This window comes from Kribbella shirazensis (assembly GCF_011761605.1).
Classification (GTDB): domain Bacteria; phylum Actinomycetota; class Actinomycetes; order Propionibacteriales; family Kribbellaceae; genus Kribbella; species Kribbella shirazensis.
This window is the reverse complement of sequence record NZ_JAASRO010000001.1, coordinates 3839684-3863796: the sequence shown is the minus strand read 5'-3', so window position 1 is coordinate 3863796 and position 24113 is coordinate 3839684. Positions and strand designations below refer to the sequence as shown.

General features: G+C 69.5%; 22 protein-coding genes. 7 read left to right on the top strand and 15 right to left on the bottom strand.

Going from position 1 to position 24113, the window contains the following annotated elements; genetic code table 11:
- Window positions 1-145 precede the first annotated feature (145 nt).
- Together BJY22_RS18910 and ffh are read right to left on the bottom strand one after the other, a co-directional pair.
- Complete coding sequence (locus BJY22_RS18910) at window positions 146-1558, bottom strand: lytic transglycosylase domain-containing protein (protein WP_167208557.1); 1413 nt, start codon at window positions 1556-1558, stop codon at window positions 146-148.
- Between the two features lie 249 nt (window positions 1559-1807).
- The gene (ffh, locus tag BJY22_RS18905) at window positions 1808-3373 is read right to left on the bottom strand and encodes a signal recognition particle protein (protein WP_167208556.1); all 1566 of its coding nucleotides are present in this window, start codon (window positions 3371-3373) and stop codon (window positions 1808-1810) included.
- 387 nt (window positions 3374-3760) lie between these two features.
- Here ffh and BJY22_RS18900 point away from each other — a divergent pair, with 387 nt between their 5' ends.
- The 4 genes from BJY22_RS18900 to BJY22_RS18885 all read left to right on the top strand — a co-directional run bounded on the left by BJY22_RS18900 (window position 3761) and on the right by BJY22_RS18885 (window position 6808).
- Window positions 3761-4213, top strand: coding sequence for a hypothetical protein (locus tag BJY22_RS18900; protein WP_167208554.1), 453 nt, complete (start codon window positions 3761-3763; stop codon window positions 4211-4213).
- Window positions 4206-5309, top strand: coding sequence for a hypothetical protein (locus BJY22_RS18895; protein ID WP_167203112.1), 1104 nt, complete (start codon window positions 4206-4208; stop codon window positions 5307-5309). The genes BJY22_RS18900 and BJY22_RS18895 overlap by 8 nt, the downstream gene beginning before the upstream one ends.
- A 100-nt stretch (window positions 5310-5409) precedes the next feature.
- Window positions 5410-5859 (top strand): hypothetical protein, encoded by a 450-nt coding sequence (locus BJY22_RS18890; protein ID WP_167208552.1) that lies wholly within the window; start codon window positions 5410-5412, stop codon window positions 5857-5859.
- A 109-nt stretch (window positions 5860-5968) separates the two neighbouring features.
- Window positions 5969-6808: an arginase family protein gene (locus tag BJY22_RS18885; RefSeq protein ID WP_202891173.1), complete on the top strand. Its 840-nt coding sequence runs from the start codon at window positions 5969-5971 to the stop codon at window positions 6806-6808.
- Here the strand turns inward: BJY22_RS18885 and BJY22_RS18880 are convergent.
- The 4 genes from BJY22_RS18880 to BJY22_RS18865 are packed head-to-tail and all read right to left on the bottom strand — an operon-like array spanning window position 6805 to window position 11810.
- On the bottom strand, window positions 6805-7851 hold the full coding sequence (locus BJY22_RS18880) for a DUF2332 family protein (RefSeq protein ID WP_167208550.1): 1047 nt from the start codon (window positions 7849-7851) through the stop codon (window positions 6805-6807). The two genes, BJY22_RS18885 and BJY22_RS18880, sit on opposite strands and share 4 nt — an antisense overlap.
- A gap of 9 nt (window positions 7852-7860) precedes the next feature.
- A complete protein-coding gene (locus tag BJY22_RS18875; RefSeq protein WP_167208548.1) occupies window positions 7861-10122 on the bottom strand; it encodes a [protein-PII] uridylyltransferase in 2262 nt (753 codons plus the stop codon).
- Window positions 10123-10461, bottom strand: a complete 339-nt coding sequence (locus BJY22_RS18870) for a P-II family nitrogen regulator (protein WP_131346991.1) — start codon at window positions 10459-10461, stop codon at window positions 10123-10125. It lies immediately after the preceding gene.
- Complete coding sequence (locus BJY22_RS18865; protein ID WP_202891172.1) at window positions 10458-11810, bottom strand: ammonium transporter; 1353 nt, start codon at window positions 11808-11810, stop codon at window positions 10458-10460. Before BJY22_RS18865 ends, BJY22_RS18870 begins: the two co-directional genes overlap by 4 nt.
- A 264-nt stretch (window positions 11811-12074) precedes the next feature.
- Here BJY22_RS18865 and BJY22_RS18860 point away from each other — a divergent pair, with 264 nt between their 5' ends.
- On the top strand, window positions 12075-12701 hold the full coding sequence (locus tag BJY22_RS18860) for a TetR/AcrR family transcriptional regulator (RefSeq protein WP_167208547.1): 627 nt from the start codon (window positions 12075-12077) through the stop codon (window positions 12699-12701).
- Here the strand turns inward: BJY22_RS18860 and BJY22_RS18855 are convergent.
- From BJY22_RS18855 to BJY22_RS18845, 3 genes are read right to left on the bottom strand one after another with little or no spacing between them, the layout of a single operon-like run.
- Window positions 12690-13940 (bottom strand): hypothetical protein, encoded by a 1251-nt coding sequence (locus tag BJY22_RS18855; protein WP_167208545.1) that lies wholly within the window; start codon window positions 13938-13940, stop codon window positions 12690-12692. The two genes, BJY22_RS18860 and BJY22_RS18855, sit on opposite strands and share 12 nt — an antisense overlap.
- Entirely contained in the window at window positions 13937-14380 is a 444-nt protein-coding gene (locus tag BJY22_RS18850) for a sigma factor-like helix-turn-helix DNA-binding protein (protein WP_167208543.1), read from the bottom strand. The genes BJY22_RS18855 and BJY22_RS18850 overlap by 4 nt, the downstream gene beginning before the upstream one ends.
- 26 nt (window positions 14381-14406) lie before the next feature.
- Window positions 14407-15354 carry an NAD(P)/FAD-dependent oxidoreductase gene (locus BJY22_RS18845; RefSeq protein WP_167208541.1) on the bottom strand — a complete coding sequence of 316 codons (948 nt, stop codon included), beginning with the start codon at window positions 15352-15354 and terminating at the stop codon, window positions 14407-14409.
- A gap of 75 nt (window positions 15355-15429) precedes the next feature.
- Between BJY22_RS18845 and BJY22_RS18840 the strand changes: the two genes are divergently transcribed.
- Both BJY22_RS18840 and BJY22_RS18835 read left to right on the top strand, forming a co-directional pair.
- Complete coding sequence (locus tag BJY22_RS18840) at window positions 15430-16020, top strand: helix-turn-helix transcriptional regulator (RefSeq protein ID WP_167208539.1); 591 nt, start codon at window positions 15430-15432, stop codon at window positions 16018-16020.
- A gap of 13 nt (window positions 16021-16033) precedes the next feature.
- Complete coding sequence (locus tag BJY22_RS18835) at window positions 16034-16993, top strand: asparaginase domain-containing protein (protein ID WP_167208537.1); 960 nt, start codon at window positions 16034-16036, stop codon at window positions 16991-16993.
- On the opposite strand, the gene BJY22_RS18830 is transcribed toward BJY22_RS18835, so the two are convergent.
- From BJY22_RS18830 to cydB, 6 genes are read right to left on the bottom strand one after another with little or no spacing between them, the layout of a single operon-like run.
- Window positions 16994-18205: an RNA polymerase sigma factor gene (locus BJY22_RS18830; RefSeq protein WP_167208535.1), complete on the bottom strand. Its 1212-nt coding sequence runs from the start codon at window positions 18203-18205 to the stop codon at window positions 16994-16996.
- A complete protein-coding gene (locus tag BJY22_RS18825) occupies window positions 18183-18590 on the bottom strand; it encodes a YciI family protein (protein ID WP_167208533.1) in 408 nt (135 codons plus the stop codon). The genes BJY22_RS18830 and BJY22_RS18825 overlap by 23 nt, the downstream gene beginning before the upstream one ends.
- 60 nt (window positions 18591-18650) lie before the next feature.
- On the bottom strand, window positions 18651-19847 hold the full coding sequence (ftsY, locus tag BJY22_RS18820; protein ID WP_337758778.1) for a signal recognition particle-docking protein FtsY: 1197 nt from the start codon (window positions 19845-19847) through the stop codon (window positions 18651-18653).
- A gap of 43 nt (window positions 19848-19890) precedes the next feature.
- Complete coding sequence (gene cydC / locus BJY22_RS18815) at window positions 19891-21504, bottom strand: thiol reductant ABC exporter subunit CydC (RefSeq protein ID WP_167208531.1); 1614 nt, start codon at window positions 21502-21504, stop codon at window positions 19891-19893.
- The gene (cydD, locus tag BJY22_RS18810) at window positions 21501-23126 is read right to left on the bottom strand and encodes a thiol reductant ABC exporter subunit CydD (RefSeq protein ID WP_167208529.1); all 1626 of its coding nucleotides are present in this window, start codon (window positions 23124-23126) and stop codon (window positions 21501-21503) included. Before cydD ends, cydC begins: the two co-directional genes overlap by 4 nt.
- Window positions 23123-24112 (bottom strand): cytochrome d ubiquinol oxidase subunit II, encoded by a 990-nt coding sequence (cydB, locus tag BJY22_RS18805; RefSeq protein ID WP_167208527.1) that lies wholly within the window; start codon window positions 24110-24112, stop codon window positions 23123-23125. The genes cydD and cydB overlap by 4 nt, the downstream gene beginning before the upstream one ends.
- Window position 24113: the final 1 nt, after the last annotated feature.

Genomic DNA, 24113 nt, shown 5'->3' with positions numbered 1-24113 from the left:
AGAAAGTTACATCAAGACGACGCAAAGTTACGGGACGCAGAAACCACTCGGAAAACCGGCACCGGGGTAACGATCGCGACTACCTCACCCTACAGAGCGTGGACAGCCGGCCTCCACCGGGTGGTCCCTAGGTCGGCGGGCGGCGTCAGTTGGCGGGGGCTGCCGACGACGTCTCCGCGTCGGGTGCCGTCGCGGCACACGTGGGTGACGTGGTGTCCGGCGACGACGGCGTGGTCGTCGGCGTGTCCGTCGGGGAGTCCGACGGCCCGGCGCTCGGCGAGGTCGTCTCCGGCGACGCGGTCGCGGACGACGTCGGAGTCGCGCTGGTCGGTGTACACGTCGGATCGGTCGGCGTGGCCGACGGAGTGGTGGTGGTCGTGGTCGGCGTCGTGGTCGTCGGCGTCGAGGTCGTCGGCGTGGTCGTCGGCGTGGTCGTCCTCGGCGGCGTGTACGGCGGCTTCGTCGGAGTCGTCGACGTCGGGGGCTTCGTCGTCGTCGAACCCGGCCCGTTCGTCGGCGTCGGGGACGTGGTCGTGGAGCCGGTCGTCGTCGCCGAGGTCGGCCGGGACGTCGGCGCCGTCGTCGGGCGCGTCGTCGTACCGCTCGTCGGGATCGTCGTCGGCGGCGTGGTGGCCGGCGTGGTCGTCGTGGTCCGCGTCGAGTCGCGCTCGTCGTCGGCGTTGCCGGTGTCGTCCGGGGTGTCGATCTGGCCCGGCTTGTCCGGGATGCTCACGGTTTCCTTGCTGTACGTCTGCATCCACCGCAGGACCGTCGACACGTACTCCATCGAGTGGTTGTAGCGCAGCACCGCCTGCACCAGGCCCTGCGGGTCGGACAGGTTCGCGCCGCCGGAGCACAGGTACTCTCCCGCCGACCGCGACGCGTCGAACACGTTGTGCGGGTCCTTGACGCCGTCGCCGTTGCCATCGGCACCGAACGCGTTCCAGGTCCCCGGGATGAACTGCATCGGCCCGACGGCGCGGTCCCAGGCCGTGTTCCCGTCGTACGCGCCCTGGTCGGTGTCGGCGATCGCCGCCATGCCGGGGCCGCCGTTCAGGACCGGGCCGAGGATCTTTCCGCGGGTGTTGCCGTTCGCGTCGACCTTGCCGCCGCTGGCGTGGCCGGACTCGACCTTGCCGATGCCGGCCAGCAACGGCCAGGTGATGTGGCAGCCGGGCATCGAGAACGCGAGGTCGCGGGCCGCCTTCTGGTACGCCGCCAGCACGGTGCCCGGGATGCCGGAAGTGTCACCGAACACGCCGGGAATGGGCTTCACGGTCCCGTCCGTCGTCCCGGTGACCGGGACCTGGATCGTGGACTTCTCCTGCGACGGCAGGCTGCCGTCGACGCCGGGCTGATTCGGCACGTCCTTCGCCAGGTCGTCGAACACCGCGTCCTGGCGCGGGGCGCCCAGCGCGTGCGCGTCGACGATGAACGTGTTCGAGGTGACTCCACCGACGACGAACACGGCCACCATGGCGGTGGGCGGAGCCAGGCAGACCCAGGTGGCGGTCAGCTTTCCCCGCCACGTGTCCAGGTTCTTGAACTGCTGCCTCATCCGAACCGTCCTCGACGCATTCCGCAGTTGGTGTGTCTCTCGGGCGTAGGGACGATCTTAGCCGTGATGGGGTCGGCGACAACCGGTCCGGTGCGGCGCGACCGGGTACCGAACGGGGCTTCACCCAATCGTCGCCGGGCGTTCGCACCCGCTCCCGGGCACCACGCACCGTAAACGCCGACGTCCGCCCACCCGGGTCGGGTGGACGGACGACCGTGTCCCTCAGGACTGTGCCCTTTCGGGAAGGCCTCAGTTGCCGCCGAGCATCTTCTTCAGGTCGTCCGGCAGCTCGAAGTCGCCGCCGTTCTGCCCGCCGAACGCGGCCGGCAGCTGACCCGGCTGCGGCGCCTGCGGCTGCTGGCCGCCCTGGTTCGCCCGCTTGGCCGGGTTGCCGGAGCCGCGCTTCTTGCCTTTCTTCTGCTGCTTGGCCTTGCGGGCACCGCCACCGCCGCCGCCCCCCATGCCCGGCATCCCGGGCATCCCCGGCATCCCCGGGATGCCCTTGCCGGACGCCATCGCGGACATCATCTTGCGGGCCTCGAAGAACCGCTCGACCAGGCCGCTGACGGTGGCCACCTCGGTCCCGGAACCCTTCGCGATCCGTGCCCGGCGGGAGCCGTTGATGATGTTCGGATCGGCCCGCTCGGCCGGGGTCATCGAGTGGATGACGGCCTCGATCCGGTCGATCTCGCGCTCGTCGAAGTTCTCCAGCTGGTCCTTGAACTGGTTCGCGCCCGGCAGCATGCCGAAGATCTTGGTCAGCGGGCCCATCTTCCGGACCGACTGCATCTGGGCGAGGAAGTCGTCCAGCGTGAAGTCCTTGCCGCCCTTCTTCGACAGCTTGGCCGCGGTCTTGGCGGCCTCCTCGGCGTCGAAGGTCTGCTCGGCCTTCTCGATCAGGCTGAGCACGTCGCCCATACCGAGGATGCGGGACGCCATCCGGTCGGGGTGGAAGACGTCGAAGTCCTCGAGCTTCTCGCCGTTGCTGGCGAACATCACCTGGCGGCCGGTGACCTGCGCGATCGACAGCGCGGCGCCACCGCGGGCGTCACCGTCGAGCTTCGACAGCACGACGCCGTCGAAGCCGACCCCGTCCAGGAAGGCCTGGGCGGTCGTCACGGCGTCCTGACCGATCATCGCGTCGACGACGAACAGGATCTCGTCCGGGCTGACCGCGTCGCGGATGTCCGCGGCCTGCTTCATCAGCTCCTCGTCGACACCCAGCCGGCCGGCGGTGTCGACGATCACCACGCTGTGCTGCTTGGACCGTGCCTCGTCCATCGCCTTGCGGGCGACCTCGACCGGGTCGCCGACACCGTTACCGGGCTCGGGCGCGAACACCGGCACCCCGGCGCGGTCGCCGACCACCTGGAGCTGGGTGACCGCGTTCGGCCGCTGCAGGTCGGCGGCGACCAGCATCGGGGTCTGGTGCCGGGTCTCGCGCAGCCACTTGGCGAGCTTGCCGGCCAGGGTGGTCTTACCGGCGCCCTGCAGACCGGCGAGCATGATCACCGTCGGCGGCCGCTTCGCCATCCGCAGCTCGCGGGTCTCGCCGCCGAGGATGTTGATCAGTTCCTCGTTGACGATCTTGATGACCTGCTGCGCCGGGTTCAGCCCGCCGCGAACCTCGGCCCCGGCGGCCCGTTCCTTGACCGCCGCGATGAACTCCCGCACCACGGGCAGCGCGACATCGGCCTCCAGCAACGCGATCCGGATCTCCCGGGCGGTCGCGTCGATGTCGGCGTCGGTCAGCTTGCCCTTGCCCCGCAGGTTCTTGAACGCGGTGGAGAGCCGATCGGAAAGCGTGTCGAACACGAGAAACAGTCCGTTTCCTCGAAGCGATGAACTCCCCGAGTCTACCGGCCCCGCAACCGGGTCCCCTGCGCGGTGTGCGGGGGTACTGGGAGCGCCGGCCGGCGGATCGGGGACGGCCTCCGGGGAACCGCGGTGGGGTTGTCGTGGTAGAGGGTGCCGAACTACAGGAGGTGCGCCTGCAGGACGGAGTACTCGCGGGTGTCGCCACGCTCAACTCGGCCACGGCTGCCCTGAGACCTCATGTCCTCAGGTACCCAGCGCCGGCCCCGCTCGCTGGTCCGCTACCACCCCAGCAACCTGTGGATAACTCCGGCAACCAACCCCAGACCCTCGCTACCTTGCTGTCATCAACATCGGCGACCGCATCTGTCAGCAAGGAGTTCCTTGATGCCGCTCGACATCCCCGGCTTCAACCGGGCGTTCAACGAGGCCTACGACCGGGTGCACGACGGCCGGACGGCGGTCGATCTCGCGGCCGAGCAGGAGAAACTGCGGGCGCTGATCCCGGCCGACGCGTCGGACTGGGACCGCACCTGGACCGCCCAGCTCATCGACGAGGACCTCCCCGAGCCCCCACTCGCCCCGCCGGAACGCAGCGACCTCTACAAGCAGGCGATCCAGATCCACACCGAGGTCTACCCCCCGAAGGGGACCACCGAGGAGAAGATCGAGATGCTCGCCGACGGCACCCGACGCATCTGGGAGCTCGCCGAGCAGGCGACCGAGGACGAGAAGTACAGCATCCAGGACCTGACCGAGGATCTCTATTCTCTGGAGCAGGCACTCCGCAACCCACCCTTCCGCTTGACCGACGAGCCGTTCCCCACGCGCGATGCCTGAGCCTGCGCAGCGCGTCCCCGAGGACTCTGCGGCGTACCGCGAGTTCGCCCGGCTGTACAACGTCGCGCGGCAACTCCGGCCGACCGGTGTCGATCGATGGAACCGGGAGCTGTACGCGACCAGAGGTCCCGGGTACTTCGACCAGCGGATCGGCGCGATCGGGGTCAACGAGAACCGCCTCCGCCAGGGACTGACGTTACCGAGCGAGCCTGCCAATTCACGAGTGCACGCAGCCGCGCTGGCAACTGTTCTCCGTCGGGCCTCGCAGGCAGGCATGGCGCTGGACGCACCGGGTGAGGCCAACGCCGTGCGGACCGACGGGTCCCTGGGGCTGAGCGACGGGGTGGCGTCACTTCGCGTCGCCGGCGATTTCCAGGCCTTCAGCCGGATGGCCGGCTACCCCCGTCTGGCGTATGACGGGAGCCAGGAAACCGGCGCTTCCGCGGCCGCGAACGGTCTCGTCCACCAGGCCTCCGGCCCGCGGTTGAGTCGTGGGGAGCTGCTCAATGACCTCTCGCGGGGGCCCGTGGCGATGCAGTTCGATCGGCTGGCTGAGGGGGTGGTGCGGAATCGGCTGGAGGAGGTGGCTCCGGCCGAGGGGGTGGATCGGCGGGCGATGCGCGCCGAGCTGATCGGCACGATGCTCCATCCGCGCTGGGAGGAGCTCGCCCAGCGATCCCCCGAGGCCGGCCGCCAGGTCGCGGACGAGATCGGCCGAGCCCTCAACGCAAAGGTCGACGAGCTCCGGCGGACGACCCGGCAGACGACCATGGGCGCCGCGGGCGACGGCGTCCAGTCGCCTGGCGTCGAGCGGCTTCAGAGCGACGTACGCCACGCGGCAACTCAGCAATCACAGCCCCGGGACGCGGGATCGGAGCCCCGGGACGCGGGATCGGAGCCCCGGGACGCGGGATCGGAGGCCCAGGACGCGGGATCGGAGGCCCAGGACGCGGTGAGATTTCTGCGTGGTGTTGCCCCGGCTGCCGAGGTGCCGGGATCCGCTCCGGCCCTCGGGGACGGTTCACGAGTAGCTGCTCGCGCATCGGTACCGCGAGCAGCGCGTGTGCGGAACTCGGGTGAACCTCGACGCAGATGAGCAACAAGTGCGTCGAGCCGCGCGACTCGCCGGGAGGCCGGGCGGCCCGGCTGGGCGGTGATCGTGCTGAGACGTAGCTGCTACGTGGTGGGAGTCATTGATGGAGTTCGAGCAGTTCAAGCGGGAGTATGTCGCGGCGCGGGCAGAGGTCGATGCCGGGGAGCTCGTGGACGTTGCCGCCGTACGGGCGCGGTTGCGGGAGCTGGCCGCTGGACTGACCGCGGACACCGATCGCGGGGTCGCCTACGGTCTGATCGAGCAACTCGGTACGGCGGAGGCACCGGACGACCAGTCTCCGGAGATGAAGCAGGCACTGCACATCCTCGACTCGACGGTCTTCGAGACCGGCACCACCGAGGAACGTCTGGCGGCGATCGGTGACGCGCGCCGCCGGATCTGGGCGCTGGCCGACCGGGCCGGCCAGGACAGCAACGCCATCCGGGCGCTGACGCGCGGCCTCGAGACCACGGAGAACCTGCTGACCGAGGGCGCGCCTTGGGACGACCAGCCCGGACGCCGCATCTCAGGCGTGAACAGGTTCTTTGATTGACAGCGGCCCCGGTCGCCCGGAGGATCTAACCGATCAGGTTGGATTTATCGGTTAGGCGGTGGCTGGGGTGCGGGTTGTGGTGGATGGGCCTTCCAACTTGGGGTTGCGGATGCCTGCGGCGGGGGTGGTGCCGGGGTGTTACAAGTTGGCGGGGGCGGTGCGGGATCGGGGGTTCTTGGGGCGGGTCGGGGCGGTGGACGGCGGGTGTGTGACGCCGCCGCGGTACGACATGCACGCGTGGAAGCCGGGCGACGGGGTGTTCAACGCGGCGGCGATGGCGGCGTACACGGTGCGGCTGGCGGATCGGGTGGCGGGGTGCGTGGCGCAGGGGCAGTTCGTCGTGCTGCTGGGTGGTGAGTGCAGCAATCTGCTCGGGCCGGCGCTGGCGTTGAAGCGGCTGGGGCGGTACGGCGTGGCGTACCTGGACGGGCACTCGGATTTCCGGACCGTCGACAACTCGCCGTACGTCGGTGCCGCGGGTGGCGAGGCACTGGCGCTGGTCACCGGGCGCGGGCAGGCGGATCTGACCGATCTGGAGGGGCTCGGGCCGTACACGCGGGACACGGACGCGGTGCTGCTCGGGATCCGGGCGGACGACGAGTACGTCGGAGACGTCGAGAAGGCCGGAATCCCGGTGTGGCCGGCCGCGAAGATCGCCGACGATCCTGGGGCGGCGGCGCGCGGGACGCTGGAGCGGCTCGAGCGGGACGACCTGGACGGGTTCTGGGTGCATCTGGACGTGGACATCCTGGACGCCGCGATCATGCCGGCCGTCGACAGCCCGGACCCCGGCGGGATCGACCACGACCAACTGCGCGCCCTGCTGCGACCTCTGCTCGCGTCACCGAAGTGCGTCGGCGTCGACATCGGCATCTTCGACCCCGACCTCGACCCGGACGGCAGCTACGCCACCGAGCTCACCGACACGCTGGTCGCCGCCTTGATCTAGTCCCAGAACAGTTCTTGGCCGTGGGGTGCGGCGTGGCCGAGGGTGCGGCGTTGGCCGCCCGGCCAGATGCGGAGGTCGATGCGGTACTCCCAACCGTCGGCGCCTCGCTCGTGGGTGACTACTCGGTGGGGCTCGAGGCGCAGGTGGGCCAGCGGGGTGGAGTCGGTCGCCTGCGCGCCCAGCTCCTCGAGCCGCGCCTCGATCGCCGCACGGTCCGTTCGCCGCAGGTACTGCCACATGATCGAATGCCACACCACCGTCACGTGCCCCGGCGACAACTCCAGCCCGTTGAGGAACGAGACGGCGTCCTCCCGCCGTACGTCGGCCGCCACCTGCTGCGCGACCGTCAGCGCACCGCGCAACCGCGCCAGCCGCTCGGGCATGTCCGGCCAGACGTACGACGTCAACGTGAGCGCACCGTCCGCCGACAACGGGTTCACCGGCGCGATGTCGCACCCCACCCGCTCGGCGATCCGCAGCTCCACCGCCGGGACCTGTCCGGACCAGGCCGGGTCGAACACGACAGGGCTATCAGCAGGCCCGTACGACGTCCCGTCCGCGACGTACCGGAAGTGGTCCGCACGCAGGTTCAGCCCACCCGATGCGCCGATCTCGAACAGCCGCACCGGCAGCGGCACCGCCTTGACCAGGTGCAGCAGACCGCCGTACAGCGAGGCCGACCGGCCCACCTCGTTCGTCTGGGGCGGCTGGGTCAGCAGCGATCGCACCTCCCCCTGCCGCGACCGTAGTACCTGCTCGAACGCCTCCCAGCCGAGCACCGGGTCCCACGTCCCGCCCGTACTCGGGTAGAACGCCGCAAGCTCAGGTGCCGCACCGGACAACACCAGTCCATGGACGGCGGCCAGCAACCGCAGTGCGATCGCCTCACCGAACGACCGGTCCTCGTACCCGGCCAGCACCTCGACCGACACCCCGCCGACCTCGTAGTCGTCGACGAGCAGCCTGAGCAGCTCGGCGTACATCGGGGACCCCAGGTCCTCACACGCAATCGCTTGTCGCTGCAGAGCCTCTACAACATCCACGTACGGAGATTAGAAGCTCAGGCGATCGAGAACCGACTTTGCCGTCGTCCGCGCGTCCTCTTCCTCGAGTGGGGCACCGTGGCGATCGGTGAGGTAGAAGACGTCCACGCACTCCGCTCCGAGCGTGCTGACGTGCGCAGACCGGATGTCCGCACCAGTGGCAGCAATAGCCGCGGTCACGTCGTACAACAGCCCCGGGCGGTCATGCGCGCGTACCTGCAACACAGTCGCTGTCTCCGAAGCTTCCGGCAGCAGGTCCACTCGACTCGCCACACGCGCCGTCGTAGACGAGTCCCGAGCAGCCAACCGCCGTACGACGTCACTCGGATCCCGTAGCGCTACGCCCAGCCGGTCTCGGAGCCGCACTGGATCAGGAGGTGATCCGGCAACGGTCCACTGCGAGATGCCCAGCCCGTCGACGGACGTGATCACAGCGGACCGCACAGCCAGCCGCTGGACCGCCAGCACCGCGGCAACGGTCGACAGCGTTCCCACCTGATCGGGTACGGCGACGTTCACCCGCAGGTCGCCGTGGTGGTCGGTGACGGTGACCCCGAGCCGTCCTACGCCCACGACCTGGTGCAGCACCGGCACCGGAACCGGCTGGACCTCCGTCCACATGCCCTCGCCGCCACCGGCCAGCTCACCACGCACCCGACGGCACAGCTCCCCCACCAACCGCATCCGCCACGGCGACGACGCAGCCGGACCCGCCGCCCGTGCGTCGGCGTACGTCAGCGCCTCCAGCAGGTCCAGTGTCTCGGTACTCCGGACGATCCCGACGACCATGTCGACGGTCATGGGGTCCTCGAGGTCGCGGCGGGTGGCGACCTGCGCGAGCATCAGGTGCTGCCGGACGAGCAGTGTGATGGTGTCGGCATCCGTCTCGTTGAATCCGAACCGCCGCGCGACACGGGCCGCGATTCCCGCTCCGGTGACGCTGTGGTCGCCGTCGAGCGCCTTGCCGAGGTCATGCAGCAGTGCAGCGACCAGCAGCAGGTCAGGTCGCCGTACGTCGCGCACCATCGCGGACGCCTCGACACAGGTCTCCAGCAAATGCCTGTCGACGGTGAACCGGTGGATCGCCGACTGCGGCGGCCGGAACCGTACCGCGTCCCACTCCGGCAGGATCCGCGAGATGTACCCGGCCTGGTCCAGCGCCTCCCAGACTTCGAGCAATCCCTGGCCGGCGCCGAGCAGTGCACACAGAAGCCGCTGCGCCTCCCGCGGCCACGGCTCGGGCAGGTCGGCAGCCGATGTCGCCAGGCGCGCACAGACTGCAGGAGACAGCACAAGCTCTCGATCGGCTGCTACCGCAGCAGCACGTAGCCCGAGCACTGGATCGCGCTCCGGTCGCGCATCCGGCATCAGCACGACCTCACCTTCGTGCTGGCCCACTCCCTCATCCAGCGCGAGGAGCAACGGCCCACCGGACCGCTGCCGCCGCCTGGATCGCGGTGGCCTGGTCATCAAGCTCTCGACGCGCCGCCAGGACACATCGCACACGTGCGCGAGCGTCCGCCCGGTCGCGTACACGTGCCGCAGCAGCTCGTCCCGCCCCGACATCCCGAGTCCGGCCGCCACCTCACCAGCCAGGTCGGCTACGAGTCTGTCCGTTGCGCGGCCGGCCACCTCGTGCAGAGCATCGCGGATCTCCAACAGGTCCCGCCGCGCGCGCTCCAACACAGGATGCGGTACGTCGATCAACCACGAGGCCACCAAGGCACGTAGTACGACGGCATCGCGCAGGCCGCCGTACGCCTCCTTCAGGTCGGGCTCCGCGAGATGTGCGAGCTCTCCGACCGATGTGGCGCGGTCGCGGCACGCCTGCGCCAGGCCGGGCAGCCTGGACTTCGCAGTACGCCGCCAGTCCGCCATCAGCACCGAACGCAGCTGCAGCGTCAGGTGCGAGTCGCCCGCGACATGGCGCGCGTCCAGCAGGCCCAGCGCGACCCGGTCGTCGGAAGCCGCGGCCTGCCGTGCTTCGGCCAGCGTGCGGACGCTGTGGTCCAGCTTGGTCCTGGAATCCCACAGCGGGTACCAGATCTGGGCAGCCAGCTCGTCGATCCGCGGGTACCCCTCGGCGTGCACGAGCATGACGTCGAGGTCGCTGTACGGCGACAGCTCCTCACGCCCGTAGCCGCCCACAGCGACCAGCGCGACGCCCTCGGTGGGCACACCGAGGGCGTCACAAGCCTTTGCGAGCAGCAGTTGCAGCAGCGCGTCGGCCTCTTCGGCACGCGCGCGCCGCTGCTCTGCCCGATCGAACATCTAGAGAGCGTCTCCGTCCAGCTCACCGGTACGGACCCGGACGATCGTCTCGACCGGGGTGACCCAGACCTTGCCGTCACCGATCTTGCCGGTCTGCGCGGCCTTCACGATCACGTCCACCACGTCCGCGCTGTCACCGTCCTCGACGACCACCTCGAGCCGCACCTTCGGCACCAGATCCACCTCGTACTCGGCGCCACGGTAGACCTCGGTGTGGCCCTTCTGCCGACCGTAGCCACTAGCCTCGGTCACTGTCATGCCGGTGACGCCGAACGTCTCCAGCGCGGCGCGCACGTCCTCCAGCTTGTGCGGCTTGACCACCGCGGTGATCAGCTTCATGCCTTGACACCTTCCTTCTCCGAGGCCTCAGTGGTCTCATTCTCGGTCTCGGCGGGGACCGTGGCAGGCCGGGACGACAGCGCACCGCGCAGACCCCCGGCACTGAGGTAGTCGTACGCCGTCTCCGCGTGCTCGACCTGGTCGACACCGGTGACCTCGTCGTCCTCCTTGAGCCGGAAGCCGATGGTCTTGTCGATCAGCTTCGCCAGGATGAAGGCTACGGCGAAGGAGTAGATGCCGACGACCACGTTGGCCAGCGCCTGCCTGCCCAGCTGGGACACACCGCCGCCGTAGAACAGACCGTCGACCGCGGACGGCGCAGCCGCCGAGCCGAGCAGACCGATCGCCAGCGAGCCGAACAGACCGCCGACGAGGTGGACACCGACCACGTCGAGCGAGTCGTCGAAGCCCAGCTTGTACTTCAGCGAAACCGCGAAGGCGCAGATTCCACCGGCGAACAGGCCGAGGATGATCGCGCCGACCGGGGTGACCGCGCCACAGGCCGGGGTGATCGCGACCAGACCGGCGACAGCACCGGACGCCAGACCCAGCGTGGTGGCCTTGCCGTGCGTGATCCGCTCCACGATCAGCCAGCCGATGACCGCCGCGGCGGTGGCGACCTGGGTGTTCACGAAGGTAACTGCGGCAGTGGTACCCGCGCTCAGCGCGGAGCCGGCGTTGAAGCCGAACCAGCCGAACCACAGCAGGCCGGCACCGAGCAGCACCAGCGGCAGGCTGTGCGGCCGCATCGGGTCCTTCTTCCAGCCGATCCGCTTGCCCAGCACGATCGCCAGCGCCAGCGCCGCGGCACCGGCGTTCACGTGCACCGCCGTACCGCCGGCGAAGTCGATCGCCTTCAGCTTGTCGCCGATCCAGCCGCCGTTGCCGTCGTCGAGGAACCAGACGGAGTGCGCGACCGGGAAGTACACCAGCAGCGTCCAGCCGACCACGAACGCGATCCAGCCACGGAACGTGGCCCGGTCGGCGATCGCGCCGGAGATCAGCGCGGGGGTGATGATCGCGAACATCAGCTGGAAGGCGACGAAGGCGAGCGTGGGCGTCGTGCCGGTCACCGCCTCCGGCGCGAGCAGACCCGACAGCCCGACCTCGGAGAAGTTCCCGATCACGTGCCCGGTGTCACCGCCGAACGTCAGCGAGTAGCCGACCACCACCCAGAGGATGGTGACGACGGCGATGGTGACGAAGCTCATCATCATCATGTTCAGCACGCTCTTCACGCGCACCATGCCGCCGTAGAAGAAAGCCAGTCCCGGGGTCATCAGCATCACCAGGGCGGCACTGGCCAGCACCCAGGCGGTATCGCCGGCGTTGATCTCCATCAACGTCATCCCTTCCATCGAACGGGGGTGGCCGGCGTCCTCGGTCCGGGAGGTCTCCACAACGCCGGGGAGCCCACCGCTCGGCCACTCCGCACACGGTGTCGGCGCGCCGTTTCAGCCGATCGGTCGGTTTGTTTCAGGCGTGTGACAAAGCGGGCTCCCAGGTGACATCGAGGTGACATGACCCGCTCGGGGCGAACGTGTGGCACTCTGGCCTGGACCACACGGGACCGCAGCCGCGCCACTGCGCCCGTCCGACCTGGGGACGACGAAATGGAGCCGAACTACGCGGTCCGGCCGCGCCGCGGCAGGCCACGGGACCCGGAAGCGGAGCCGAGGATCCGCAGGTACGCCGTGCAGCTGCTGCTGGAGCGGGGATTCGACGGAATGACGGTGGACGACGTCGCCGAGGCCGCGGGGGTCGGCAAGGCGACCATCTACCGGCGGTGGGCCAGCAAGGAGCTGCTCGCCAACGACGCGATGGCCGATCTGTTCGACCTGGAGATCCCGGACGCGGACACCGGTTCGCTGGCCGGCGACCTGCGCCAGATCTACCGGGTCGCCCTGGCCTTCGCGAACAGTGAGCGGGGCCGCGCGATGATCCGGCTCGCGGTCTCGGAGGCGAACCGCGACGAGCGGTCCGCGGCGATCTACCGCAACGTGCTGGAGCGCCGGATCGCGCTCACCCGGCAGTCGCTGGAGCGCGCCCGGGCCCGCGGCGAACCGATCAAGAGCACCGCGGACCCGGTGCTGATGGTGGAGTGGATGGCCGGGGTGTTCGTGATCCGCGCGCTGACCGGCCAGCCGATGCCGCCACCCGAGGACGCCGACCGCCTGGTCGACGTCACCCTGCAGGCGATCCTCGACAAGGACTCGGTCGACACGGACTCAGTACCGTAGGCCCGGCCCCAGAGCCACCTGGTCCACCGCCAGCTCCGTTACGCGGAGGACCCGGCCCGACTCGAGGTTCCACGCCAGGATCCAGCCGTGGACCTGCAGCAGGACGTTGCCGTCGTCGTACCAACCGAGCACCGCGCAGCAGCCCGGCTCCCGGAAGAACGGACGGTCCCCGGCGCCTTCCTGGTTCCGCGGCGGATTGCCCTGTGGCTCACCGAGTACCAGCAGCCGGCTGGGCAGCATCCGCAGGGTCGAGATCGCCGCGACCACCTGTGCTTGCGAGCCTCTCGTCGGGACCGGCTCCAGATCGTTCGCGACGAAGAGGCGGGCCGTGCCGGAGATCGACGAGAAGGTCTGGCCGACCCACGACCGGACAGGCAGTGTCAGGCGGCTGTCCTCGGTCCACCTCCCGTTGAACAGGTAACGCATCACCGACCCGGTCTGGATCCGGAAGGGCGCCGTGACCTCCTCCGGATCCCTGGCGGGCGCGACCGGCACCACGGTCTGCTCCTCAGGTCCGCCCTCGCCGACAAGCACCTGGTACGCGACGCCGGGCCCGCTGACGAGGAGGCGCTCGCCGTCCCCGATCCAGGACACGCTGCGGTACTCACCGCTGGGCAGGTCGTGGCGGGAGATCTCGGCCGTCGGCGCATTGACCGTGATCAGGGCACCCGGCTGCGGGAACGCCACGCTTCGGCCGTCCGGAGCGACCGCTCCCGAGCTGAGCGGAGCGGCACCTCCGACCGCGACCAGGCCGACATCGGCCCGCGCCCAGGTCGCGTCCGAGCCGAGCAGCAGCGGCACGTAGCGGTCGCTCTCCTTCACCAGAACGACAGCTGCAATGCCCTCCAGCCTGTTCTCGGTCAGGGACCTGACGCTGTCCGGCAGTTCCAGCCGATCACCGAGCGGTGTGTCGAGCCGGTCGAGGAACCGCTCACTGCCAGGAGGCGGTGCCACCCAGAAGTCGAGCCCGGCGATCTGGCCGGCCGGTTGGATATAGCCCGGCGGTCTCGTGGGTTCACGATCCGGCGGATTGAGGTCCGCCCTGCCGCCCGCACCCGCCTCGATGAGGATCGAGGCGATGATGGCCAGCACCAGGACGGCGAGCAGACTGATCAGAACGGTACGGCGCCGACGTCGCCGTACCGTCAGACCAGCGGCCCACGCCGCGTCGGCCAGATCAGGCTCCGGCAGCCGGTCGGTCGCCTGGACGAGCAGCGGCTGCACCTCCTCCCGCCTCATCTGGCATCACGCCAGTCGGTCGCACCGAGCGCTTCACGGAAGCGGCCGAAGGCGCTGAGGCCGTGGGCGTGTACGGCGCTCTGGGACATCCCGAGCAGATCTGACACCTCGAACTCGGTCAGCTCCTCCAGGTGCAGCAGCACGAACACAGTGCGCTGTGCCGCCGTCAGGTTCGCCAACGCCAACCTCACCTGGTCCTCGTCGTCCTGGAACGGCTTGATGCGGTTCCAGGGCCGCAGGACCGGCTGGTAGAGCAGGCGCTGGACGTAGACGTCCGGGTCGTCCACCCGGTCCCAGCACAGGGACAGCTGTGAGAAGGCGTGCAGCAGTGCGGCTTCTGCGCGTTCCAGATCGCCGTACACGAGGTACGCCGTACGCAGCCATCTGCCCTGCCGCGCATCGACGAACGAGGCGAAATCCGGGTCGACCGTCTCTTGCATCCACCCTCCCGCCTCTATTCAACTCCTCAACTACTGCGGGCTGCTACCGCGAGACGCGTCTCTTCGGTGATCAGGTCGAAGTTGATGCCGGCTCCGGCCATCAGTCCGGCCGCCGCGGACGGCATCACCTGGGCCATCGGGTTGCTGACATTGCCGGCCGCGAAAACACCAGGCACCTGCGTAGCACCCATTCCGTCGACCTGGAGCGCAGTACCGACCTCGACCCCGTTCGTCTCCACCAGGGTCGTCTCCAGGCCCAGGTCGACCAGGAAGCCGGCACGGGCCCGCACGGTGGTCTGAATCGCCAGCGCCTGCCGCGGAACGACCTTGCCGCTCTCCAGCCGTACACCGGTGATGCGGTCGTCCGTCATCTCGAGCTGCTCGACCTTGCCTTGTACTACTGAGATTCCGCGAGCAGCCAACTCCTCCCACTGCTCCTCGGTCGGCTCCGGCGCAGTGTGCAGGAACAGCGTCACGTCGTCGCTCAGCTGCCGGAAGAGCAGCACCTGGTGGATCGCCATTGGGCTGGTCGCCAGCACACCGATGGCCTGGTCCCGCACCTCCCAGCCGTGGCAGTACGGGCAGTGCACCACGTCCTTGCCCCACCGCTCAGCCAGCCCGGGTACGTCGGGCAGCACATCGGTCAACCCGGTCGTCACCAGCAGCCGCCTGCTCCGGTACGTCGTACCGTCCGCCAACTCGACCGTGAAGCCGTCGTCGTCGCGACGCGCCGTCGTCACGGTGCCGTCCGCGAACTCGCCGCCGTACCCCGCAACCTCCTGGCGGCCGATCGCGTAGATCTCGCCCGGCGGTACGCCGTCACGGGTCAGGAAGTTGTGCACACCGTCGGCGGGCGCGTTGCGCGGCGTACCGTCGTCGATCAGCAGCACCGACCGGCGGGACCGGACCAGCGCCAGCGCTCCGCTCAGCCCGGCCGCCCCGCCGCCGATCACGATCACGTCGTACTTCGTCATCTCCGGAACTCCTCTGTCTCAGGTTCCTCACAGGATGCGTGGTGATTTTCATTTTCGACAAGTAAAGTTGCCGGTATGGCAAACGACACCCTGGAGACGTTCGACGAGGTACTGGAGTCGGTCGGGCCGCGGCTGCGGGCGCTGCGAACGGAACGCGGCACGACGCTGGCGCAGCTGTCCGAGGCGACCGGGATCTCGGTCAGCACCTTGTCCCGGCTGGAGTCCGGGCAACGGCGGCCGACGCTGGAGCTGCTGTTGCCGCTGGCGCGGGCCCACCAGGTGCAGCTGGACGAGCTGGTGGACGCACCGCCGACCGGCGACCCGCGGATCTACGCGCGACCGATCAAGCGGCACGGCACCGTGCACATCCCGCTGAGCCGGCGGCCGGGCGGACTGCAGGCGTTCAAACAGATCCTTCCGGAGGGCTATCCGGGCAACGACTTCGAGCAGAAGACCCACGAGGGGTACGACTGGTTCTACGTGCTCTCGGGCCGCATCCGGCTGAGGCTCGGCGACCAGGACTTCGTTGTGAAGGAGGGCGAGGTGGCCGAGTTCGATTGCCGGGTGCCGCACTGGTTCTCCAATCCGGGCCCTGGACCGGCCGAGGTGCTATGTCTTTACGGCCCGCAGGGGGAGCGGATGCACGTCAGGGCGCGGACCAAGTGACAGGAGAGATCTAGTGAGCGTCGCGTTGTTCACGTTGGGCGGGACGATTTCGATGGCCGGCAGCCATCGCCTGACCGGTGACGACCTCACCGCCGCCATGCCGGGGCTCGACGAGCTCGGACACGAGGTGGCGATCCAGGACATCGAGAAGATGCCCAGCGCCAACCTGACGGCGGCCAAGGTGCTCGAGGTCGTCGACGCCGCCTCGAAGGCCGTCGCCGCGGGTGCGGCGGGGGCTGTGGTCACACAGGGCACGGACACCCTCGAAGAGAGCGCCTTCCTGGCGGACCTCGTCTGGCCGCATCCGCAGCCGCTGGTGTTCACCGGTGCGATGCGCAACCCGACGCTGGCAGGCCCTGACGGCCCCGCGAACCTGCTGGCCGCCCTCCGTGTCGCCTCCTCCCCCGCGGCCCGTGACCTCGGCGCGTTGGTCGTGTTCAAGGAGGAGATCCACGCGGCCCGCTGGGTCCGTAAGACGCACAGCACGAGTACTGCGACGTTCGAGTCACCGAACACCGGTCCGATCGGCCACGTGATCGAGGACCGGGTCCGTGTGCTCACACGCCCCTTCCGGCTGGACGGCGTACAGGGCAGCGCTGAGCCCACCGAGCTCGACACCATCCGGGTCGCGCTCTACACCGTGACCCTGGACGACGACGGGCTCCTTTTGCGGGGCCTCGCCGACACGCATCAGGGTCTGGTCGTCGCCGGGTACGGCGTCGGGCACGTGCCGGCCGCACTCGCTCCGGTGCTCGGTGAGCTGGCGGCACGCATGCCTGTGGTCCTGACCTCCCGCACCGGCGCCGGCTCGGTCGTCCGCAACACGTACCACTCGCCCGGATCGGAGACCGACCTGCTGCAACGCGGTCTGATCGACGGCGGGTTCCTCGACCCGTACAAGGCGCGCATCCTGCTGCGGTTGCTGCTGGCAACCGACGAGGACATCGCGGCCGCCTTCGGGCAGTACGTCTGATCAGCTGAGCGACGCGGCCTTGGCGAGCAGGTAGTTGCGCTCCGGCAGACTCGTCGTACCACGGGCCGCCGCCCGGAAGTGTTCGGCGGCGGCCTGGTGGTCACCGCGCATCTCGTAGAGATGTCCGCGGGTGGCGTCCAGACGGTAGTGGCCGGCCAGCTCGTCGTCCAGTGGTTCCAGCAGCTTCAGGCCGGCGTCGGGGCCGTCCACCATCGCCGCTGCGATGGCCCGGTTGAGCTTCACCATCGGGTTGCCGGACAGGTCCTCGAGGAGTCCGTACAGGGCGAGGATCTGTGGCCAGTCGGTGTCCTCCGCCCGGTCCACCTCGTCGTGCAGTGCGGCGATCGCCGCCTGGATCTGGTACTCCCCCAGTGGTGGCGTCTCGAACGCTTCGACAGCGAGCGCTACTCCTTCGGTGATGCGGTCGTGGTCCCACAACGACCTGTCCTGCTCGGCCAGCGGGATGAGCTCTCCGCCCTCGCCCGTCCGCGCCGCACGTCGAGCATCGGTCAGCAGCATCAGTGCGAGCAGCCCGGTGACCTGTCCGTCGTCGGGTAGCTGCTTCCGTACTGCGCGCGTCAGGCGGATCGCCTCGCTGGACAGGTCGCTGCGGTGCAGCTCCGGCCCGCTGGTGCTGGTGTAGCCCTCGTTGAACATCAGGTACAGAACATGCAGCACGTTGCGCAGTCTGTCCGGGTCGGCGTCCAGTTCGAAGCTGGCGCCCTTCAGCTTCTGCTTCGCCCGGCTGATCCGTTGCGCCATGGTCGCCTCAGGCACCAGGTACGCCGTCGCGATCTCTGCTGTGGTGAGGCCGCCGACCGCCCGCAGAGTCAGCGCGATCGCCGATGCCGGTGTGAGCGCGGGGTGGCAGCACAGGAACAGCAGCCGGAGCGTGTCGTCGTACTCCTCGACCTCTTCGGCGGGTACCTCGCGCAGCGCCGCCCGCTCCTCGCGGCGCCGGCGTGCCCGCTGCTGGCGTACCTCGTCGATGAGCCGCCGGGAGGCGGTCTGGATCAGCCAGGACTTCGGGTTGTCCGGCCGGCCGTCTCGGGGCCACGTGGTGGCGGCTGCGAGTAGTGCCTCCTGGACTGCGTCCTCGGCCGCGGCGAAGTCTCCTGACCAGCGCACGACCGCGCCGAGGACCTGCGGGGTCAGCTCCCGCAGCAGGTCCTCGAACTCGTGGTCGGGTTCAGAAGTCGTGGAGGTCCGCATCCGACTCCATGACGCGGCGCACCTCGATCGGTTGCTCGAGCGGAACGCCGCCGGGCCCCGGGGCGGCCGACTGCCACGCTGCGATCTCATAGGCCCGCTCCTCCGACTCCACGTCGATCATCGTGTAGCCGGCCAGGACCTCCTTCGACTCCGCGTACGGACCGTCCGTCAGGACCGGCGCGGTCACGCTGCTCGCCCGCACCACCTTGGCGTGCGACGGCCAGGTCAGCCCCTGGACCTCGACCAGCTCGCCGCTCTTCCGCAGTCGCTCGATGCCCTCACCGAGGTGGTCCATGTGGGCCTTCATGTCGGCCTCGTTCCACTCCAGCATCGGGGTGTCGCAGTTGCCGCCATCCATGTTCATCAGCAGCATGAACTTGGTCATCAGGGTCTCCTCCTTGTTGAGCCTTTACCCGGAGACGGAGCCGGCGCTGGGTTCTCTACATCAGTCCAGGAGGGCGTCGACGAATTCTTCGGGGTCGAACGGCGCCAGGTCGTCCGGTCCCTCGCCGAGACCGACCAGCTTGACCGGTACGCCGAGTTCGCGCTGCACCGCGATCACGATGCCGCCCTTCGCCGTACCGTCCAGCTTGGTCAGCACCAGGCCGGTGACGTCGATGACCTCGGAGAACACCCGGGCCTGGGTCAGACCGTTCTGGCCGGTGGTGGCGTCGATGACGAGCAGCACCTCGTCGACCTCGGCGGACTTCTCGATCACCCGCTTCACCTTGCCCAGCTCGTCCATCAGGCCGGTCTTGGTGTGCAGGCGGCCGGCGGTGTCGACCAGTACGACGTCCGCCTCCTCCTCGATGCCCTGCTTGACCGAGTCGAACGCGATGCTCGCCGGGTCGCCGCCCTCCGGGCCGCGGACGGTCCGGACACCGACCCGCTCGCCCCAGGTCTGCAGCTGGTCCGCCGCGGCGGCGCGGAACGTGTCCGCGGCGCCCAGGACGACGTGCTTGTCCTCGGCGACCAGGACGCGGGCCAGCTTGCCGACCGTGGTGGTCTTGCCGGTGCCGTTCACGCCGACCACCAGCACCACCGCCGGCTGGGTCTCCTTGCGGCTCACCTTCAGCGACCGGTCGAGCGACGGGTTGACCAGGTCGACCAGCTCCTCGCGGAGGATCTGCCGGGCCTGCGCCGCGCCGACCCCTTCGACGCGCATCCGGGTGCGCAGCTTCTCGACCAGCTCCTGCGTCGGCGCCACGCCGACATCGGCGGTGATCAGCGTGGTCTCGATGTCCTCCCACGCCTCCTCGTCGAGCTTGTCGCGGGACAGCAGCGCGAGCAGGCCCTTGCCGAGCGAACCCTGCGAGCGAGCCAGCCGGGCGCGGAGCCGGACCAGGCGGCCCTGTGCGGACTCGGGCTTCTCGACCGTGGGCGCCGACGGCTCCGGCAGCTCGGTGTCCTCGAGCGTGCGGGTCGGCGTGTCGCGCGGTTCCTCGGCGTCCTCGCCGACCGTCGGCTCGACCGACTCAGGGGCCTCGACGGACGCCGGCTTGGTGGCCGGGGGCAACTCCGCGCGGCGCCTGCGGGCGACGACGAGACCGGTGGTACCGACGACCAGGACGACCGCGATCACCACGACAATCGTGATCAGGGCCTGGTCGGTGAGCAGGGTGACGAGCTTCGGGGTCAACACGGTTCCCCATCTTGACAGAGACCAGGCCCGCCGCACGCATTTGTCACGTCAGGCACACCAGCTGTCGCGGTATGTGATCGGGGACCAGGTCCGGGCGGTGTGTGAGGAGGACGACGGTGCGGTCTCCGGCCGCGGCGAACAGGTCGGCGAGCAACGCCCGGCCGGTTGCCTCGTCCAGGTGCTCGGTCGGCTCGTCCAGCACGAGTACGTCGCGGTCGGCGAGCAGGAGCCGGGCGAACGCGAGGCGCTGACGTTCGCCACCGGACAGCCGCGCACCGTGCTCCCCGACCATCGTGTCGAGGCCGTCCGGCAGCTTCTCGACGAAGACCCCGAGCCGGGCCCGGTAGAGCGCCTTCCACAGCTGCAGATCGCTCACGCCAGGCTTCGCGAGCAGCAGGTTCTCCCGGATGCTCGTGTCGAACACGTGGCTCTCCTGCGTCAGCAGGCCGACAACAGACCGCACCTGATCCCCCTCGAGCCTGGTCAGGTCCATACCGTCCAGCAGCACCTCTCCCCCGCGCGGCTCGAGGAATCGCAGCAGGACCGCCGCCAGCGTGCTCTTGCCGGATCCACTTGGACCGGTGACCACCACCCGGCTACCAGCAGGCATGTCCAGACTGAGCCCGTCCAGTACGTCGGTGCCGTCGTACCCGACCCGCAGGAGCTTCACCTGGAGATCGCGTCCGGTCGGCAGCGGCAACGGCTCGCTCGGCTCGGTGACCGGCTCCGGGGTGTCGACGAGCTCCTGGACTCTGGCGAGAGAGGCGCGTACCCGGATCGCCAACTGGGCGGCTGCTGGGACTCCACCGAGTACGTCGGCCAGTGCGAGCGGGGTGAGGACCAGTACCGCGAAGACCGCGCCCGTGATGTCCGCAGTACTGCCGAGAACCAGTGCGGCCACGCTGGCGCCGCCGACGCACAGGACGAGCAGGGCGCTGCCGAGGCCGCTGCTCCAGGCGGATCGACGTTCGGCTGCTGCCAGGCGGGCGTCGCGGCGGCTGAACTCGTCCAGCGCGGAGCCGATGGCGTTGTAGGCCACCACATCCGCCGCCGTCAGCAGGGTCTCGGTGGCGGTGGCTGCGACGTCACCACGTGCTCCGGCCACGTTTCGCTCGGCACGAGCAGCGGTCCGGGCGGTCAGCCACGGTACGACGGTGCACGCGACCAGGACCGCCAGCGCGACCGCTGCGCCCGCTGCGGGGAGCAGCAACGCCAGGAGGGCGACTGTGGCCGCAGCTGTCACAGCGGCGACCGCAACGGGCAGGAGAACCCGCAGCCAGAAGTCGAGGACCGCATCCACGTCCAGCACGAGCCGGGCGAGCAGATCGCCCTTCCGCTGCGAGGCCAGCGGCGCGAGCTTCTCGAGCCGTCCGGTGATGCGAGCGCGGGTCTCCCCCAGCACCCGGTACGCCGCGTCGTGGCCGACCAGACGCTCGACGTACCGGAAGACGCCGCGACCGACGCCGAAGGCACGCACTGCGACGATCGGCACCATCAACAACAAGACAGGTGGTTGTGCCGAGGCAGCCGTGATCAGCCACGCGGAGGTGGCCAGCAGCGCCACTGCCGAGCCCGCTGCTGCGACACCGAGTAGCAGCGCCAACAGCAACCGCCACAGGACGCCGCGCTGCGGGCGGGCGAGTTCCCAGCCTGTCATGCGTTCACCAACTCTCGGGCTCCAACGGTGACTGTTCGGTCGGCGGATGCGATGAGGGCAGGGCGGTGAGCGACCATCAGGACCGTCTTGCCGCTGGAGCGCAGTGCGGTGATCACGGCCGCTTCTGCGTCGGCGTCGAGCCCGGCTGTTGGTTCGTCGAGCAGTAGCACCGGAGCGTCGGTCAGGAGCGCCCGGGCGAGCGCGACGCGGCGTTGCTGACCGCCTGACAGTTGCTGCCCCTCCTCCCCCACCAGCTTGTCCAGCGGCAGACCGGCGGCACCAGCGGACAGGAGCGCCAAGCGGATCTCGTCGTCCGAAGCCTCCGGCCGGCCGAGCCGCACGTTGTCGGCGACGGTTCCCATCCGTAGACCAGGACGCTGCGGCACCCACGCGAACTGCCGCCGCCACTCCACCGGATCGAACTCGTCCGCCGCACTGCCACCGGCCACAACCACACCACGCTGAGGCATCACAAACCCAAGTAGCACAGCCAGTACCGTCGACTTCCCTGCCCCGCTCGGCCCCGTCAGCGCAACCACTTCCCCTGGCCGCAGCTCCAGATCGAACCCGTCCAGCGCCGGCTCGTCACGGCCGGGGTACGTCACCGTCACGTCGTACAGATGCAAGGGAGTCACCCGCAGGTCCGGTACGTCGGCCCGGTCGCCGCGCTCCGGCAGCGGTGTCTCCAGGACGCGGAACACCTCTTCGCTCGCTGCGACACCGTCCGCGCTCGCGTGGAACTGCAGGCCGACCTGGCGCAGCGGCAGGTACGCCTCCGGCGCCAGGATCAGCACCATCAACGCCGTCTCCAGCCCCAGATTCCCGTCGACCAGCCGCAGACCGACACCCACGGCGACCAACGCCACCGAGAGACTGGCCAGCAACTCCAACGCGAACGACGACAGGAACGCCACCCGCAGGCTCCCCATCGACGCGGCGCGGTGCCGGTCGGTCACCCGGCGTACGGCGGACTCCTGCGCCTTCGCACGGCCGAACAACTTCAGAGTGGTGAGTCCACCGACCACATCCGCGAAGTGGTGCGCCAACACCGCCAACGCGTGCTGACGCCGGCGGCTGCGCGCCTGGGTCACCCAGCCGATCAGCGCCATGAAGATCGGGATCAGCGGCAGCGTGACCAGTACCGTTCCGGCAGCAATCAGGTCGCCCGTTGCCATCCAACCGATCACCCCGGCCGGCACGGTGGACGCCAGGACGAGCTGCGGGAGGTAGCGGGCGAAGTACGGGTCCAGATCGTCCAGGCCCTTCGTCAGCAGAGTTGTCAGCGCACTGCTGCGTTCACTGCTCAGCCACACGGGTCCGAGCTTCAACGAGTGCTCCAGCACCTGTCGGCGCAACGTCGACTTCACTGCGGCCGCAGCACGCTGCGCGACTACCTCCTGTCCCCACACCAGCAACGCCCGGCCCACAACCACAGCGATCAGCCCCCAGGCCACCGCGCTGACCTCACTGCCGCGCAGTACGACACCTGCGATGCCATGTGCCAGCAGTACCGCCTGCACGACGATCAACACACCGCTGGCGACACCGATCAGTACAGATGCCGCCAGGAAGACCCGAGCGCCCCGGGCACGCTTCAGCAGCCGCGGGTCGAGAGGCTTCACGACGCTGCCACGATCACGCGCTTGCGGAACACCCAGTACGTCCACCCCTGGTAGAGCAGCACCAGCGGGAAGAAGATCGCCGTGATGATCGTCATCGCCTTCAACGTGTACGACGAGGACGCCGCCTCGACCGCGGTCAGCGTCGACGCCGGATCCAGCGTGGACGGCATCACGTCCGGGAAGAGCGCGACGAACAACGACACCACAGCCAGTCCGATCGCGAACGTCGTACCGACGAAGGCCCAGCCCTCGCGCCGCAGTACGTTCGCCACCAGCCCTCCGGCGAAGGCGACGACCGCGGCGACCGCCACGCCGGCGGAGATCGTGTCACCGCGCAGCGCCTGCGCCCAGGTCAGGAAGGCGATCGCGAGCACGGCCGCGACGGCACCCGCGCGCGTGGCGAGCCGGTTGGCGCGAACGCGCAGGTCGCCGGTTGTCCGCAAGGCGAGGAAGATCGCGCCGTGCGTCACGAACACGGCGACGAACGTGAGGCCGCCGAGCAGGGCGAACGGGTTGAGCAGTGTGCCGAGACCGCCGACGTACTCGTGATCGGCGTCCAGGGGCACGCCGCGCACGATGTTGCCGAAGGCAACGCCCCAGAGCAGCGCCGGCAGCACCGACCCGACCACGATCATCGCGTCCATCCGCGCACGCCACACCGGATCGTCCCGCTTGCCGCGGTACTCCAGCGCGACACCGCGCAGGATCAGCCCGACCAGGATCGCGAACAACGGCAGGTAGAAACCGCTGAAGAGCGTCGCGTACCACTCCGGGAACGCCGCGAACGTCGCCGCGCCCGCCATGATCAGCCAGACCTCGTTACCGTCCCAGACCGGACCGATCGTACTGATCGCGGCCCGCCGCTCCGGCTCGTCGCGGCCGAGCACGCGGTACAGCATCCCGACTCCGAAGTCGAAGCCCTCGAGCACGAAGTACCCGGTCCACAGCGTCGCGATCGCGACGAACCACACAGTCGTCAGTTCCATC